The 14,841-nt window shown below is 63.0% G+C and carries 10 protein-coding genes; 9 read left to right on the forward strand and 1 reads right to left on the reverse strand.

Going from position 1 to position 14,841, the window contains the following annotated elements; genetic code table 11:
* Positions 1 to 42 precede the first annotated feature (42 nt).
* The 8 genes from AC5P9L_RS04890 to AC5P9L_RS04925 all read left to right on the forward strand — a co-directional run bounded on the left by AC5P9L_RS04890 (position 43) and on the right by AC5P9L_RS04925 (position 12,815).
* On the forward strand, positions 43 to 693 hold the full coding sequence (locus AC5P9L_RS04890; protein ID WP_049460309.1) for a hypothetical protein: 651 nt from the start codon (positions 43 to 45) through the stop codon (positions 691 to 693).
* Positions 686 to 4,435 carry a Laminin subunit alpha-2 gene (locus tag AC5P9L_RS04895; RefSeq protein WP_495230562.1) on the forward strand — a complete coding sequence of 1,250 codons (3,750 nt, stop codon included), beginning with the start codon at positions 686 to 688 and terminating at the stop codon, positions 4,433 to 4,435. Before AC5P9L_RS04890 ends, AC5P9L_RS04895 begins: the two co-directional genes overlap by 8 nt.
* Entirely contained in the window at positions 4,435 to 4,851 is a 417-nt protein-coding gene (locus AC5P9L_RS04900; protein ID WP_053451668.1) for a hypothetical protein, read from the forward strand. The genes AC5P9L_RS04895 and AC5P9L_RS04900 overlap by 1 nt, the downstream gene beginning before the upstream one ends.
* A 3-nt stretch (positions 4,852 to 4,854) precedes the next feature.
* The gene (locus tag AC5P9L_RS04905; RefSeq protein ID WP_495230563.1) at positions 4,855 to 8,460 is read left to right on the forward strand and encodes a hypothetical protein; all 3,606 of its coding nucleotides are present in this window, start codon (positions 4,855 to 4,857) and stop codon (positions 8,458 to 8,460) included.
* Positions 8,457 to 9,458 (forward strand): hypothetical protein, encoded by a 1,002-nt coding sequence (locus AC5P9L_RS04910; protein WP_285315408.1) that lies wholly within the window; start codon positions 8,457 to 8,459, stop codon positions 9,456 to 9,458. The genes AC5P9L_RS04905 and AC5P9L_RS04910 overlap by 4 nt, the downstream gene beginning before the upstream one ends.
* Before the next feature lie 1,169 nt (positions 9,459 to 10,627).
* The gene (locus AC5P9L_RS04915) at positions 10,628 to 11,653 is read left to right on the forward strand and encodes a hypothetical protein (protein WP_407626174.1); all 1,026 of its coding nucleotides are present in this window, start codon (positions 10,628 to 10,630) and stop codon (positions 11,651 to 11,653) included.
* Positions 11,643 to 11,876 carry a hypothetical protein gene (locus tag AC5P9L_RS04920; protein WP_262242831.1) on the forward strand — a complete coding sequence of 78 codons (234 nt, stop codon included), beginning with the start codon at positions 11,643 to 11,645 and terminating at the stop codon, positions 11,874 to 11,876. Before AC5P9L_RS04915 ends, AC5P9L_RS04920 begins: the two co-directional genes overlap by 11 nt.
* A gap of 147 nt (positions 11,877 to 12,023) precedes the next feature.
* Positions 12,024 to 12,815 (forward strand): DNA adenine methylase, encoded by a 792-nt coding sequence (locus AC5P9L_RS04925; RefSeq protein WP_495230564.1) that lies wholly within the window; start codon positions 12,024 to 12,026, stop codon positions 12,813 to 12,815.
* 3 nt (positions 12,816 to 12,818) lie between these two features.
* Here the strand turns inward: AC5P9L_RS04925 and AC5P9L_RS04930 are convergent, their stop codons facing one another.
* Entirely contained in the window at positions 12,819 to 13,484 is a 666-nt protein-coding gene (locus AC5P9L_RS04930) for an SOS response-associated peptidase (protein WP_495230565.1), read from the reverse strand.
* Positions 13,485 to 13,928: 444 nt separating this feature from the next.
* Between AC5P9L_RS04930 and AC5P9L_RS04935 the strand changes: the two genes are divergently transcribed.
* Positions 13,929 to 14,378 (forward strand): BLUF domain-containing protein, encoded by a 450-nt coding sequence (locus tag AC5P9L_RS04935; protein ID WP_495230566.1) that lies wholly within the window; start codon positions 13,929 to 13,931, stop codon positions 14,376 to 14,378.
* Positions 14,379 to 14,841: the final 463 nt, after the last annotated feature.

Here is a 14,841-nt window from a genome sequence, read left to right on the forward strand (position 1 = left end):
CGCCAGCACGGCGCCCTCCCGATTCGAACCAGGAAGGGTGCCATGGCGTCCAATCGCAACAACAACCTGCTCAAGTTTTTCGTCAGCGGGCGCCGTGCGAAGGGCCTCCATGGCTTGACCAATCTTGCTGGCGACGTTCTCAATCGCTACGACCTGTCAGTGCAAAGGGCCTTCATCGGTCTGCAGCGACGGGCAGGCCCTGCGACCACGCAAGAGGTGCGGGGGTCCTACAACATCCGCGCGGCCGCGCTGAGGGGGAAGTACCGCGTGGAGACCGGTGAGCGCGGCTACTCAACGGGCAAGCGCGGCAGGGACGACTTCCTTTCGATCTGGGCGAGCACCCGGCAAATCTCACTTCTCGAATTCGGTGGCCGTTGGGCTGGCAGGCGATCGGTCGGCGCAACGGCCAGCATCGGTCTCGGCGAGACCAGAACTTATGACGGAGCGTTCATCGCCACAATCAAGGGCCGAAGGGCCATTCGAGTGCGAAGTTGGGACCGCGCGACCCAGAAGCGGGCGGGGCGAGGCCCTGTTCGAATTCTTCGGGGCCCAAGCCCCTTCGAGATGCTTTCAGGCGCTGACGGCAACAGCCGGGCTCTCGCAGCGCGCCGCCGCTTGATCGAACGTTTTCACACCACGTACCTGACTGAGTTGCGCCGCCAGTGGCGCGTTAATGGAAAGAGCAATGGCTGACCGGCTGGAAGAAGCAATCAGGGTTGTCATTGAAACCCAGGGGCGCGAAGGTGTGGATGGCCTGCGCTCGGCATTTGGCGAGCTGGGTGATGTCTCGGTCGAGACGGCGGGGAAGACTTCTAAGCTGCTCGATTCCCTGATGGGCTTGACCTCGGCGGCGGCAAAGGCCGACGCATTTGAGGCGATGCTGGACCAGTTGGGCGAGCTGGAGCGGGAGTTCAACGCCAACCAGCGGGCAGCGCTTGAGCTGAGCCTCAGCATCGGTGAGATGGAGAAGCCGTCGCGCGAGGTGTTGGCGTCGCAGCGCGACCTGCGCAAGGAGGGGGAGCGCCTGAAGAGGGCGCTGAACGAGCAGTGGGCCGAAGTTAGCAAGGCAGATTCGGAGTTGGCGGCGCTGGGGGTCAGCACAGCCGACCTGGCCGGCAGCCAGCAGCGCCTGCGGTCTGAGGCAGCGCGGACCACTGCGGCGCTGAGCGCGCAGGCAAAGGCAGTCAGCGATGAGGCGACCGCCAACCGCCGTCGCACGCAGCAACTCGCGGAAGGCGACGCCGCGATGCGCAAGCAAGCGGAGACGACGCGCGCAGCGCAGAGGGCCCTGGCGGAGTACCGTGAGCGTGCTGACGATGCTGCTGCCGGGAGCGCGAACCTGGCCGGGGCAACTGAAGGCGCGGCAGGCTGGCTGGGTAAGCTGAAGGGCCTTGCCGCCGGCGCGATCGCGTTCGTCGGCTTGAACCGAGTGGTTGACGGCATCAAGTCGATCATCAAGGAAGGAAGTGACGCGGAGCAGGAGGTCAACCAGCTCGATGCCGCCATCCAGGCGGCTGGCCGTAGCAGTGAGTTCACTGCTGAGAAGCTGCTGCAGCTGGGTAAGCAACTGCAGACCGGCCTTTTCGATGGAGGGCAGGTTAACAGCGCGATGGTGCGCATGTTGTCCTATACCAACATCGTCGGCGATCAGTTCCCCGCCGCGATGCAGATCACCATTGACCAGGCCCAACGTCTTGGCTTGTCGCTGGAGTCGTCGGCGGAGATCGTAGGCAAGGCACTGCAGACGCCATCGAAGGCGATGGAGAGTCTTAGCAAGCAAGGCTTCACCCTGTCCGACAGCCAGAAGGAGTTGATCAAGAACCTCGAGGCAACCGGTCGCGTTGCAGAGGCGCAATCCATCATCCTCGACCTTCTCACCGAGTCCTACGGTGGCGCAGCGGCGGCAGCCAAGGTCGGAACGATCGCGGGCCTCTGGAAGGAGGCGACCGATCGCTTCAAGGACTGGAAGCAGGAAGTCGCGGATCAGGGGGTGCTGGCCTACTTCAAGGATCAGCTGACGACGCTTCTGGCGACGCTGGATCGATTGGCGCAGGATGGGAGCCTTACCCGCTGGGCCAAGCAGACCTCGCAGGCCATTATCGGGATGGCGGAGGCGGTCAAGGGCGCTACGCGATGGGTGGCTGACCATGCGCGTGTAATTGGCCTCATGGCTGCGGCCTATGCTCAGTTCAAGGTCGTAGGCGCGCTGCTTCAGCTGAACGCGTGGAGGGCGGCGTTGCTTGCGACCACGCGCGCGCAACTGGCAAACAACGCTGCAGTCGCCGCCGGCAGTTCTGGCATCGGACGCTTTGGGCTGTTGCTCAGGGGCCTACCGAAGGCGGTTCCGATCGCGGTATCGGTGCTGGGGCTGGAGGCCGCGATGGGCGGCCTCGGCGTGCTCAAGACGGTTGCCCAGGACATCTGGAAGCAGCACGATCCTGCCCTGAAGCGAGCCGGCGAGGCGCAGCGTGCGTACATCAGCCAGGTTCGGGACTCCGCCTTGGAGCTTCGCCGCCAGGCCGTCTCATTCATTGAGTACCGCGACGTGGTGGTTAAGACCACTGAGGAAGTCGCTCGAATGGGGCAGGCTGAGCGGGAAGCCTATGCACAGCGCCTGGCAGGGCTTGAGCAGTACCTGACAGCCCAGGAGGGATTCCTGCTGATGCAGCAAAAGGCCGGCGTTGCTACGGCCGCTCAGCTGCAGGAGCTTGGCCTTGTGACGCAGCAGCTGCTGGTCGTGTCTACAGGGTACGCAGGACTCTCCAAGGCAGTGAACATCGCTGCGGATGCCATGAAGAGTGGTATCGGGGGCGCGGCACAGCTGGTGGTTGAACAGCTTCAGGGCGTGCAGAGCAATGCGCGCCTGGCCACCGATTCGATCAGCAAGATGATGGCGGGGCTAAATTTTGCTGATACGAGTAGTTTGGCCGCCGTTGGCACGGCGCTGGGCTATGTGGCATCGCAGGGCGCTGCGGCGGAGCGCAATGTTCGGGATGGGCTGCTGGAATCACTGCGAAGGCTCTCCGGTGAGGAGTTGGCGAGATTCCAGGCTGCATCCCAGGCGGCATTTGAGGCGCTGCCTCAAAGTGCTGCCAATGCAGCCGCAGTGCTGCAGACGACGTTGCTTGCCGCGATGGAGAAGCTGGGCGTCTCCGCGTCCAGGTTGGGTGTGCAGTTCACCGGAGCCGGCCGGGACGCGATCGCCGCGTTTGGTGCCGTAACCGAGAGCGCTGTTGCCACCGGCGTTCAGATCGAAGAGGCGTTCAAGGCAGCTCTTGGGAAGGTCGCTACGCTGGACGAGGCGAGGGCCTTGGGCGCCTTGCTCGAAGCAGCGGGAACGCAGGGCAAAATCGGGTTCGACGCGGCGGCGCGTTCTGCAGCGGCACTCAACGTGCGAATTCGTGACATCCAGGCATCGGTGAACCCTCTGGCCGATGAGTTCGCCCGCCTCGGCATCCAGTCGCAAGAATCCCTGAACAATGCCCGTGATTCTGCGAAGGCAGCGTTTGAGGCGATCCAACGGGGCGCTTCGCAGGGCAAGGCCAGCATTGAGGATGTCCGCCGAGCATTCGAGGCCTATGCGAGCACTGCTCGCGCAGCGGTGGCCGATAGTGATAGCTGGCGCCGGGGCCAGGTGGAGTCACAGCTCGAGGTGCAGGGGAAGATCCTTCAGACCGGGCAGCACCTGAAGGAGATGGGCGGAAGCGGAAAATCTGCAATGCAGCAGGTTCAGGCCGGCGCGCAGGAAGGTAAGCAGGCCGTGGGGCAGTTGGCGCAGGAAACGTCCCAAGCCGGCAATCAGATGGAAAACCTCGGCAATCGAGCGGAGAAGTCTGGACAGCAGATGGGCAGCGCTGGAAAAGCGGCCCAGAGCATGGCGTTCAGCATCGGCGAGGTTTCCGATGCAGCGCTCAAGGCGATGCGCAACCTGAGTGGTCCGAATCCGCTTCAACAGTTCGCGAATGCCCTCAATAGGGTCACCGCCCAGCGCAAGCAGCTGGCGGAGTACAAGAAGGAGCTTCAGGGATTGGCGGAGACCGAGGACGAGTTTGCCTCCTCCGCCAAGAGCCGATTGGAGTATCAGTACGACTTTCTCGGCAAGCAGGAGGTTGCCGAGGTCGCGGCGCTGGAAGCCCAGGTGCAAAGAAAGCGCGCCGAGCAGGATCGTGCGGCCGCCGATGCGATGAAGGAGCGGCGCAGGGCCGCTCAGGCCGAGGCAGATGCTCAGGCGAAGCTCGATGCGGGGCGGATACAGGCAGGCGCCGACAAGGAACAAGTGCTGATCATCGACTGGAAAGTGCCCAGCAAAGAAGTGGTGGCCGGAGCGACCGCCCAAGAGCTCCAGCAGGCCCAGAGGATCGCGAACCTGGTGACGCCGCTGGTGCTGACTGCTGTCCAGAAAAGCCGCTCGGTTTCGGTCAGGGGGCGTCGCTGATGACCCGCATTCTGCTCGCTGGGATTGAGCTGCCGGCCGATCTCCAGTGGACCGATGAGTTCACAGCATGGAGGGTGGGGCAGCAGGTTCGAAACAGCCTCAATGGGGCAATGATCGTGCAGGAGTCCGCGCGGCAGGCCGGTCGCCCCATCACGCTGCAGACAACCCGCGACGGCACTGCGTACGTCGGCGTGGTCGCCTTGCCCATCGTCCGCGCTCTTCAGGCCAGTGAGAGCGAGGCGCGCCTGTCGCCTCTGGAGTTGGTCATGCCTGCCCATAACGGCGGCGATCGCACCTTCCAGGTTCGGTGGCGTCGTGTCGATGGCCCAGCTATCGAGGTCGAGCCCACTCGGTTCGCCGTTCCCGCGCTGGATTCTGACCTTTTCTCAATCACTCTTCGCCTCATGACGGTGTAATCAATGCCCATTTCCGCAACCGACATTAAGCTCCGCCAGTCGCAGCGCCTCACAGACAATCCGGATGGTGGTGGCCGGATGATCCAGGCAGAGGTTCAGGACGGCGCCATGAACAATCTTTTCCCGGACATCGGCGATGAAGAGCGGACGACTGGCCGCGCCACGCTGCGCAAGATGTTCGTGCACGTGGACACTTCGAACGTTGATGTGCTGAAGGATGCTATCGGCGTCCTCATTGAACCACCCTCTGACCCGAGGGTGACGGTGAGCATGTTCGCAACGGGGTCCTACAGTGACGTGCGTCTGGACGCCAAGAACAGGGTTGAGAGCTACATCACCCGTGGAACCGAGTCGCGATTCATCCTGATGGGGAACCACTTCATCGGCCAGATGACGCTGCTGGTGTACACAACCGCAGACGCGCCGAGCCCTGACATCAATGACAACCTGTCGCTGCTGACGCCCGCCAGCTCGGGGCACGATGAGGGAGAGCAGTACGTGCGGGTGAAGTCGGTGCTTTCGCGCACGACCCGAACCTTCACAGACGATCAGGGTGCTTTCGAGCGGGATGTTCTTGTCATTGAACTGGTGAATGCCCTGCTGCGGAATTTCTACGGCCAGGAAGTCGTCCGCTACACCGCAAGCAAGCCGGCCACCCGTGTCTACGATACGAACGTGGTGGATGCCAACAGCTATCACAGCGTGAAGCGCCTTACTGCTGCTGGCAAGCCCGGCGATCTCTCCGTGTTGGTGGATACGCCGTACGTGCCAATCGTACCCACGTCTACCGCTGAAACCCCGGTGAGCGACGTGCTTGCCGGTCTGGGCATGATGAGTTTCGTTCCTTCCGGCGCGGCGGGAAGCCTGGCGCTCAACTTTGCGTCCAGCTTCCAGGCAGGCGTACCGGTCACCCGCTACCTGGGCACAGGAATGGCCGTCGGCAGCGTGAAGGTGGTCGCCGGGAGCGTGGAGCTGGCCGACGATGGTTCCGGATCGTTGACCTCGGTGGCGGTCACGCCCTGGGGTGGAACGGTCGACTATCAGGCGGGCGTGATCTCCGTCACCCATGCTTCTGGTGCGAGCGCCACCTCTATCAGTGTCACGGCAACCCCGGCCGGCGCGATCCCCATGCAGGGCTTTACCGATGAGATCGCGGTGACTCAGAACAATCAGGGCATGGTGTGGCTGATCCAAGCGACGCCATTGCCCGCACCTGGAACGGTGATCGTCGACTACCGTGCACTCGGTCGCTGGATACGCCTGACGGACAATGGACGGGGGCAGCTTGTTGGCAAGCCGGGGCAGGGTAGTGGCACGGTCAATTATTCGACTGGGTCCATCGTGCTCACCGCCGGTGCGTTGCCTGATCTGAAAAGCAGCATCATCGCCGCGTGGGGCACGCCTGTGATCGCTGAATCCCGTGTGGGGGATGCGGCCATCCAGCCGCCGGCATTGCACTTCGTTCTGGGCGAGGGCTCGGCTGTCCCGGGCACCGTCAGCATGACCCTGCGGATCGGTGGTGCAGACGTCGCGGTCACCGACAATGGGGTGGGCGGCATGCTGATCGGCGGTCAGGTGCGCGGGTCAATCGCGTACTCGACGGGTGAGGTATCGCTGCGGCCTGGCACCCTGCCGGATGCCGACAGTCGCCTGGCAATTACCTACGATTGGGGGCAGCCGCTACATGCTGCTCCGCAGCCGGTACCGGACGCGTCAGGCATCGTCTCCTTCACCTTGCCGCAGGGGCCGGTGCGCGCCGGCTCCGTTCTTCTCGATTGGTTGGTCAGCGTTACCCGTGATCGGGACGACCTGACCTCTGCTCCTCAGCCGATGCGCGTTGTTGCCAAGGACGATGGGAACGGCAACATCGTGGCCGTATCAGTGGGCGACACCGCATCCACGACGGTGCTCGGGTCCGTGAACTACAGCACCGGCGCGGTGTCGGTGCAGGCCGGAAAGTTCATGGTGCGCCAGGTTTCCTATCCGCAGTACGAGAACAGGTCCGGGAGGCTCAGAGTTGTAGGGTACGGCCGACTGGACGTGCTTTCACAGTTCTCGGCAGGCACGATCATGTCTGCGGCGTGGCTGCTTGCAGGGGAGAGTTCGCAGCAGGCGCAGGAATCGTTGCCGCTGCCCGCCATGCAGCTGCAGCTGACACCTACTATCAGCGACAGTGTTGTGCCCGGCAGCGTGCGCTTTGGCTTCCGTGGCAGGACCTACATCGACCGGAGCGGTGGGCTGTACCACAGCATCGACCCACAGACTGGTGCCGGTGTCTACGCCGGCACTGTGGACTACACGTCGGGTATCGTGAACCTCACTCAGTGGCAGCCCGGTGGCGGCAACACCGTACAGGTGCTTTCGCTGCTGACCCGGATCGCTGACCCGGGCGTGGCGTACTCCTTCTTCCGCGCGCCAGGCTCACCACTTCGTCCGGGTATGTTCACGCTGCGTGCCAACAGACTGGACGGCGAGCTGCTGACGGCGACAGCTGACATCAACGGTGACATCACCAGCGCCCAGATCCGGGGCCACGTGGATTGGGAAAGCGGCGTTGCGAAGGTGAAGTTCGGTCAGCTGGTGCCGGTCGCCGGTAATGAAGGCCAACCGTGGTTCGATCCCGGCCAAGTGGAAGGCGATCAGGTCTGGCGCCCGGCTCTAGTGCTAGCCGGCTCAATCTACATGGGAGCGGTGGTTTACCGGTCCATTCCGCTCTCCGAGGTGGTAATCGGCCTGTCGTCGGTCCGCTTGCCCAGTGATGGACGTGTGCCGGCATTCAAGCCCGGCCAAACGGTGCTGATTCATCACACCGCCAAGCACAGCGTCACGTCGCCGCAGGCGGGCCAGGTCGTGCCTTTCGGCCGCATGCGAATCGCCGGTGTCGAGGTCAGGGACTCCAAGGGGGCTCCGGTCGACAGTGCTTGGTATGCAGTGGATCCCGCGTTGGGTCGGCTGACCTTCAGCGACCCCCTGAATTTGTCCGCCTATACCCTGCCCATCGTGATCAGCGAGCGGGTCGAGGACCGCCGGCTCGTGGTGCAGCCTCAGATCACGGGTGAGATCGAGATCAATAGTGGGCTTACGCATGACTTCCCTGCAGGTGAGGCGATGATCAGTGCTGCGCTACGGCTTGGCGAGGCCAACGGATCACTCGATCTGCAGGCACGCACGGTGAACCTGTTCGATCAAGCGGCCTGGACTGGTGTTTGGAGCGATCTGCTGATCGGCAGCGCCGCACCTGGCACGTTCAACGACACCGACTATCCGCTGGTTGTGACCAATGCGGATGCCATTACCGAACGGTGGGCGATTCGCTTCAACAGCTCCACGACGTTCGAGGTGATGGGGGAGACGGTCGGCACCATCACGGCGGGGGCGGTGACCGCCGATTGCGCACCTGTCAATCCGCGCACGGGGCGTCCCTACTTCACGATCCCTCGGGCTGGCTGGGGCTCCGGGTGGTCTACCAACAATGTGGTTCGCTTCAACACAGTAGGCGGCTTGGCGCCGATCTGGATGGTGCGGACCACGCTCCCAGGTACGCCTGAAAGCGTCGTGGATTCGACTCGCTTCCAGGTCATCGGCAATGTCGCAGGAGTTCAAGCATGAGTCTCGTTCCAACTATTTATCGAAGCACCGATCCAGGTGCTCCGCTGCTTTCAGGTGTGCCGGGCGCACTGATCGCGCTGCTCGATGCCGTCCTGGTCGATGGCTATGGCGTCGGCGCGGGAAGAAAGGACGGCCTCGGGTGGAAGAAGGGATTCGGTGGGGTAAATATTCGTGCCTATCAGAACTCCCAGTCGTTCGGCACTGGTTACTTTCTGAGGGTGGATGACACCGCAGCAAGATCGGCGTTGCTGCGTGGGTACTCGTCCATGAGCGACTTGAACACGGGGGAGGATGCGACCCCCTCGCCTGCCCTCAAAGCGAATGGATCAATGTGGGAGAAGTCCAACGTCGCGAGCGGCGCGCTCCGGCACTGGATCGCGATCGGTACGGAGCGGTTCTTCTACCTGTTCGTTGACACTGGCGGCAACTACGGAACGCAAGGGTACTCAGGCACGCACGGCCACTATGCTGGTGACATCACGTCGATGAAGCCAGGAGATAGGCATCACTTCACTGTTTCCTACAAAGGAAGCGATAGCGAAGCAAGTAGCACGGTTGGCTACGGGTTCAGAGCGCGAGCATGGAGTGATTTTGGAAGCGCGGACACGCAGACATCCGCCTTCATTGGTCGGTCGATGTCCGGAGTTCCTGGGTCTACCCGCGCGTTTGTCTCGGCGTCAGCTGCCACTACCAACGGTGTTGCACTGGGTAGCCAGTCGAATTACCCGACATATCCGTATGCAGGCAACGGTGGGCTACTGTATTCGCCCGTCGATGTTCTTGAGAATGCAATGCAGCCACGCGGCTTTTTGCCTGGTGCTTTTGCTCCCATCCATCGCCGGCCCTTCCCTGAGATGACCGTTGTTACCGATGTGGATGGGTTGCCAGCTGGTACCCAGCTTCTGGCGAAGTGCGTGACGGTCGATAGTTTCGCGGGTGGCTTCAGCGAAACGTACACCGGCCAGATCCTGATCGATATCACTAACGCGTGGGCTTAGTCATGGCTATTGCTTCAGCGCGATACGGCGTGAGGTGGGCGCGGGTTACCTGGAACGTACCCCGTGCTGCGGTACTGCTTGGATGCCGAAGTTCCTCTGGACAAGCGTGGGCAGGGCCCGGCTATCTCGCCGGTGAGGCGCCGAAAACGAGCGATCCAGCTGAGCCAGACGGTAGGCTGCGCATTCTGAACCAGCCCGCTCAGGGCCGGATCATGGTCTTTGAGCGCGGCAGCGGCATTTGCGTGGCGTCCACGATGAGCCGCGCGGACGGCACTTGGAGAGTAGATCGTCTCCATCCGGCATTCCGTTTCACGGTCATCGGCTTCGATGACCTCGGTCGGCAGAATGCCGCAATCCAGGACTGGATTGCGCCGGCGGCGCGCGAGTAGCGAATGGACCAGCTGGGCAACAGGGTAGTGCTGAACCTGGGCCCGCTCGCTGCGGCGGGCGGTGCCCTGGTCGGCCTGAACCTGGGCGTCGACTGGTGGACGGAGGAGCCGCCGGAACCCGAGCGCGCCTACCTTCGGACGAATTCCTCGCTCTCATGGTCGGTGGCTCGCCCGCACGCAGCCATGATTCTGGTTGGTTGGGGAGGCACGGGTAGTGCATCGATTGTGGCCTCTTCCGGTTGGCGGGGCGCGCCGTGCCTGCAGGGGAGAGCCACAGCAATGGGGTGGGGTCTTACTCCATTGTTGAGCCGTGGAGGCACCCTGCGGTGGCGGACTTCGCAGGGCATTCTTCGGAGGTCAAATGCCCAGCCGTGGCGGTCCATGGACTTCGAGAGCGTGTTGCTGCTGTCCCGATGGGGCACGCCAGGCATCCTCGAGGTGGGCGGCGCTTTGCGCTGGTCTTCGCAGGGGCAGGTGACCGCGTCGACAGAGGCGCGTTGGCTTTCAAGCAACTCAGCGCGAAACCAATGGCAGGGGACCTGGGGGTGTGGCGATCGTTTGCCCCGCTCTTGGCGGTTGCGCTGGGGTAGTGCAGCCAAACTTCCGTGGATCGTGCGGCCTCCAGTTCCGCCCGATCCTGATCCCGAGCCTGGTTGGCCGGCCGGAAACGTGGTCGGTCTGAATCTTGGATGCCCTGTGGTTGGTGGGTTCGGGATAGTTCCACTCAATCTCGGCGTTGTCGCGTGCTACGCGGTACGCCCTCAACGAAGGACGTATGTCGTGATCAACACCGTGTCATTCGTACGGCTGCCGGACCGAATGCCGATCGAAGTAACAAGAATCACCCTGGAATCGGGCCGTAGCGCGTGGGGCTGGACGTTTGACTTTGAGCTTGCCGATCCGGCGCAGCTGGATCTCCTGAAACCCACAGCGGCGGGCCCGCGCCAGTTCGAAGTTGTGCTCAACGGCCATGCTTGGACTGGGATCGTGGAGAGCTATCAGAAGCAGCGGGAGTTCGCGGATGGGGCGGTACGCCTCAGTGGCCGGTCGCGCACTGCGCTTCTCGCTGCGCCTTACGCGCCAGCTCGGGTGAAGGTCAACGGCGATGATCGGAGCGTGTCGCAGCTGGTGGCGGAGGAGCTCGCCGATACGGGGTTCACAAGCCAGTACGGAACGGTCGACTGGATTGTTCCTGCGGGTGCGTGGTTCTACGACGCTAACACGCCTCTCGATGCCATCAGTGGCTTGGCCGAGGCAAGTGGCGCAGTGGTGCAGTCCGACCCAGCGCAGCCGGTGTTGCGGGTCAGGGCCAGCTATCCAGTCAGCCCGTGGCATTGGCGGGAATCACCTCCTGACCATGTTGTGCAGGAGGACATCGTCCTTACTGAGAGCCTCCAGATGCGCAGCGCGCCGCTGTACGATGCGGTGGTGGTCACCGGTGAGCTGCCGGGGAAGGGCATCACCTGCAAAGTGCGCAAGGACGGCGAGGCAGGTCAGCTGTTCGCGCAACAGGTCAGCAGCCCGCTGATCAATGTTGCTGCCGCCGGCGCCGAGCGTGGTCGGAACATCCTCAGCGATCGCGGTGAGCAAGCCGCTGTCGACCTCACCATGCCGCTGTTTCCCAAGCCACTTAGACCAGGTGAGGTCGGTCCTATCATGCCGTTGGACTTGGTGGAGGTCGTTGGCGCTGCGGGGAGATGGCATGGGCAGTGCGAGTCGCTGCGCGTTGATGTTGTGATCGATCAGCAGGCAGTGGTGATCGAGCAGACCGTAACCCTTGAGAGGCACTACAGCGATGCGGACTGATCTTTGGGATCAATTCGGCGAACTGGTCAGCAGCAGCCCTCGACTGCTGGCGACCGTCACCGCGCACAACAGTGATGGCACCAGCACGCTGACGACGTATGACGGTGTACAGATGCGGGCGTTTGGCCAGCTGCAGCAGGCCATCCCATACAACGTCTGGGTTCGCGGTGGTCGCTTGGTCGAGGCGGCTCCCAACCTTCCGGTGATGGAAGTCACCATCTAGCAAGACAGGGCGCTGCCCAGATGCCTGCAAGCATCCAGACAGCGCCGCAACACAGGTGGTCTCAGCACCTGGCATTGGCCGTGGCCCCGTCGCCCTCGCGAGAGCGGCGGGATTGTCGGCTTCCTCCATCGCAAATACTGAGAAACCATGCCCAAGCCCATCATTTCCTGGCCGGGCGGCAAGCGCCGCCTGCTGAAGCACCTGTATCCCCACTTCCCGATCCACGATTGCTACGTCGAGGCGTTTGCTGGTGGCGCCGCCTCACTGCTGATGCGGCCGTATCCAGCCCAGATGGAAGTGCTCAACGACATCAATGGTGAGCTGGTCTCCCTGTACCGCTGCGTGCGGCATCACCTGGACGAGTTCGTACGCATGTTCCGCTGGTCTCTGGTATCGCGGCAGATGTTTGAGTGGGCGCAGATGGAGCGGCCGGAGACGTTGACCGACATTCAGCGTGCTGCGCGCTTCTACTATCTGCAGAAGCTGGCCTTTGGAGGGAAGGTGCAGGGTCAATCGTTCGGTGTGGTCACGGCTGGAGGTCCGCGACTGAACCTCCTGCGCATCGAGGAAGAGCTGAGCGCGGTGCACCTGCGTCTGTCGAACACGGTGATCGAGTGCCTCCCGTGGCAGGAGTGCGTGCGGCGCTACGATCGGCAGGGGACGCTGTTTTACCTCGATCCTCCTTACTGGGAAACCGAGGGTTATGGCGTCGAGTTTCCCTTCGCGGAATACGAAGCCATGGCCGAACTGATGCGCACCTCGGCTGGGCGATTTGTGGTCTCTATCAATGATCACCCGCAGATCCGAGAGGTGTTCTCCGGCTTCGACCTGGTGCCGCTGCAGCTGGATTACACGATTGGCGGCGGCCAGGGGAGGGGAAAGAAGTTCGGGGAGCTGATCATCAAGAGCTGGGACGACAGCCAGGCATCCCTGCTGTAGGCATCACGCAACTTGCTGGAGCAGGTCTTCGTGGTTGTTCCGTGGTGTGTTGACCGCGCGGCTGACCCTATACGCCTCCATGAACGGAGGCGAGCTTGCCAGCAGCATCGCCATGGCATCGTCGGGGCTGGCGGCCATCCACTCATCGATCTGGCCGGCCTGCAGCCACACGGGCATGCGGTCGTGAATGTCGGCTGAGACGCCGCTGCTGTCGCCGGTGATGATCGTGAAGGTGCCCAGGTTGCCGTCGGGCAACAGTGGGCTGCTGTCCTCCCACAGGCCAGCGGCCAGCAGCGGCCCGGTGGCGTGGATGAACCAGGGGTCTTTCTTCCCGTCCTCGGGGCTCACCGACCACTCGTAGTAGCCGGCCATGGGGATGACGCATCGGCGCTTCTTGAACGCCGACCGGAAGGCGGGCTTGGTGGCCACGGTCTCGATGCGGGCATTGATGGTCGAGCCTTGCAGGCCCTTGGCCTTGGCCCAGAACGGCAGCAGGCCCCAAGCCAGTCGAGTGACTTGCCTGCCCTCGCCACGGTCCAGGATCACCGATGCTCGCTGGGTCGGCGCCAGGTTGTAGCTGGGCTGGATCTCGGCCAGGCCGGGGGCAAGGTCAGCCAGCCCCGGCTGGCCGAAGTCGATCACGGGGAGCTGGACGAATCGGCCGCACATGCGCGGGTCAGGCTGGTAGCGCGAGGGGTAACGTATACCCCAGCACGTGGTCGCATTCGACTAGGCGGGCGTTGCTGACGGCCTGGCGCTCGCCGCATCCTGCGCACGCGAGTAGGGTGCCGCCTGCCATGGTCTCTAGTTCAGGCGCCTTGGCATGGGTGATGTGCTTGCAGTGGTTGCAGCGGACGCTGATCGCGGTCACGCGTTCAAGGTTGCCAGCGCGGTCACGCACTGCATCAAGATCTAGAACGTAGAAAAGGCCTGTATCGGGCATTGCGGAATACCGAGAATTTTCGGGCATGCTGCCTTGGTCGCTGCCTCCATCTTGTGACGATCGTCCGCATTCAGCATCACGGTTTCCTGAATCGTTGTGCAAGTCGCCGCTACCTCACGTAAACGTTCTCATACCTCTGCTAGGGTCGTGCCTCATCAAGGAGGTGCGCCATGCCCATCAGGGCGGTTGTATACATGAGCAGCGCCGGCGAGGAAATTGCTGGCGACAAGCTGGGCCTGTCCAACGGAAAGCTGGATCAGATTGTGGACGACGCGGCCCGGTTCAACCGTAATGCTGGAGTTACGGGGGTGCTCCTCTTCGATGGCGAACGCTTCCTCCAATACCTGGAGGGGCCGGAAGACGGATTGTCGGTGGCGTACTCGAGAGTGCTGGGCGCGAGCAGCCACAACGGAATCGTGGAACTGCAGCGGGGCCGGGTGGGGCAACGCCGCCTGCCGTTCTGGCCGATGAGGTGGCTGCCGGTTGAGCGGCAAGAGTTGCGGAGATTGGCCCAAGCGGACTGGACCAAGTTCAACCAGCGCGGTGACGCGGAGGACGCAAATCGAACTGCGATGGACCTGTTGGCCGGTCTTGTCGAACCTTACGCGGTGGCTGCCTGACTCCGTGGCAGCGCCGTCGTGGGTGATCGTTAGTAATCGGGTTCTCGCACAGGGAAGCCTTGGGATCGCGCGAAATCAAGCCCGCCATCGCTTAGTCGGAACTCGCGGCCGCTGAGGGTGCCCCATAAATCTGCCGCCCAGCCAGCAGTGACAAGACCGGCCAGGGCTTGCTCCACATCGGAGCGCGGCTGTCGAGGCAATAGACGCCGCGCGACTTCACCCGCTGAGAGCCATTCGTCGTCCTCCCAGCGAAGAGCCTTGATGCACTGTACTTGCAGGGGCGAGGGCGCGAACGGCTCCTGCACTTTAGGGCGGCCGGATGTACCCCCCGGAAGCCGGGGCGCAGGTTCAGCGGGCGGTGTGAGCGCGGGCTTCTGAGGCGCCTTCGTTTTAGTGAGCTCCTGCCATGCCTTCGCTATGCCAAAACCGATGCCTAGGCCCATTGTGAAGATCGTCAGCGCTT

It is taken from the genome of Stenotrophomonas sp. YJH_SMC_64, assembly GCF_059371375.1.

Excerpts from the sequence above, each read along its gene's own strand:
- AC5P9L_RS04920 (WP_262242831.1), top strand. The coding sequence starts at position 11,643 with ATGCGGACTGATCTTTGGGATCAATTCGGCGAACTGGTCAGCAGCAGC.
- AC5P9L_RS04905 (WP_495230563.1), top strand. The coding sequence starts at position 4,855 with ATGCCCATTTCCGCAACCGACATTAAGCTCCGCCAGTCGCAGCGCCTC.
- AC5P9L_RS04930 (WP_495230565.1), bottom strand. The coding sequence starts at position 13,484 with ATGTGCGGCCGATTCGTCCAGCTCCCCGTGATCGACTTCGGCCAGCCG.
- AC5P9L_RS04890 (WP_049460309.1), top strand. The coding sequence starts at position 43 with ATGGCGTCCAATCGCAACAACAACCTGCTCAAGTTTTTCGTCAGCGGG.
- AC5P9L_RS04895 (WP_495230562.1), top strand. The coding sequence starts at position 686 with ATGGCTGACCGGCTGGAAGAAGCAATCAGGGTTGTCATTGAAACCCAG.
- AC5P9L_RS04935 (WP_495230566.1), top strand. The coding sequence starts at position 13,929 with ATGCCCATCAGGGCGGTTGTATACATGAGCAGCGCCGGCGAGGAAATT.
- AC5P9L_RS04910 (WP_285315408.1), top strand. The coding sequence starts at position 8,457 with ATGAGTCTCGTTCCAACTATTTATCGAAGCACCGATCCAGGTGCTCCG.
- AC5P9L_RS04900 (WP_053451668.1), top strand. The coding sequence starts at position 4,435 with ATGACCCGCATTCTGCTCGCTGGGATTGAGCTGCCGGCCGATCTCCAG.
- AC5P9L_RS04925 (WP_495230564.1), top strand. The coding sequence starts at position 12,024 with ATGCCCAAGCCCATCATTTCCTGGCCGGGCGGCAAGCGCCGCCTGCTG.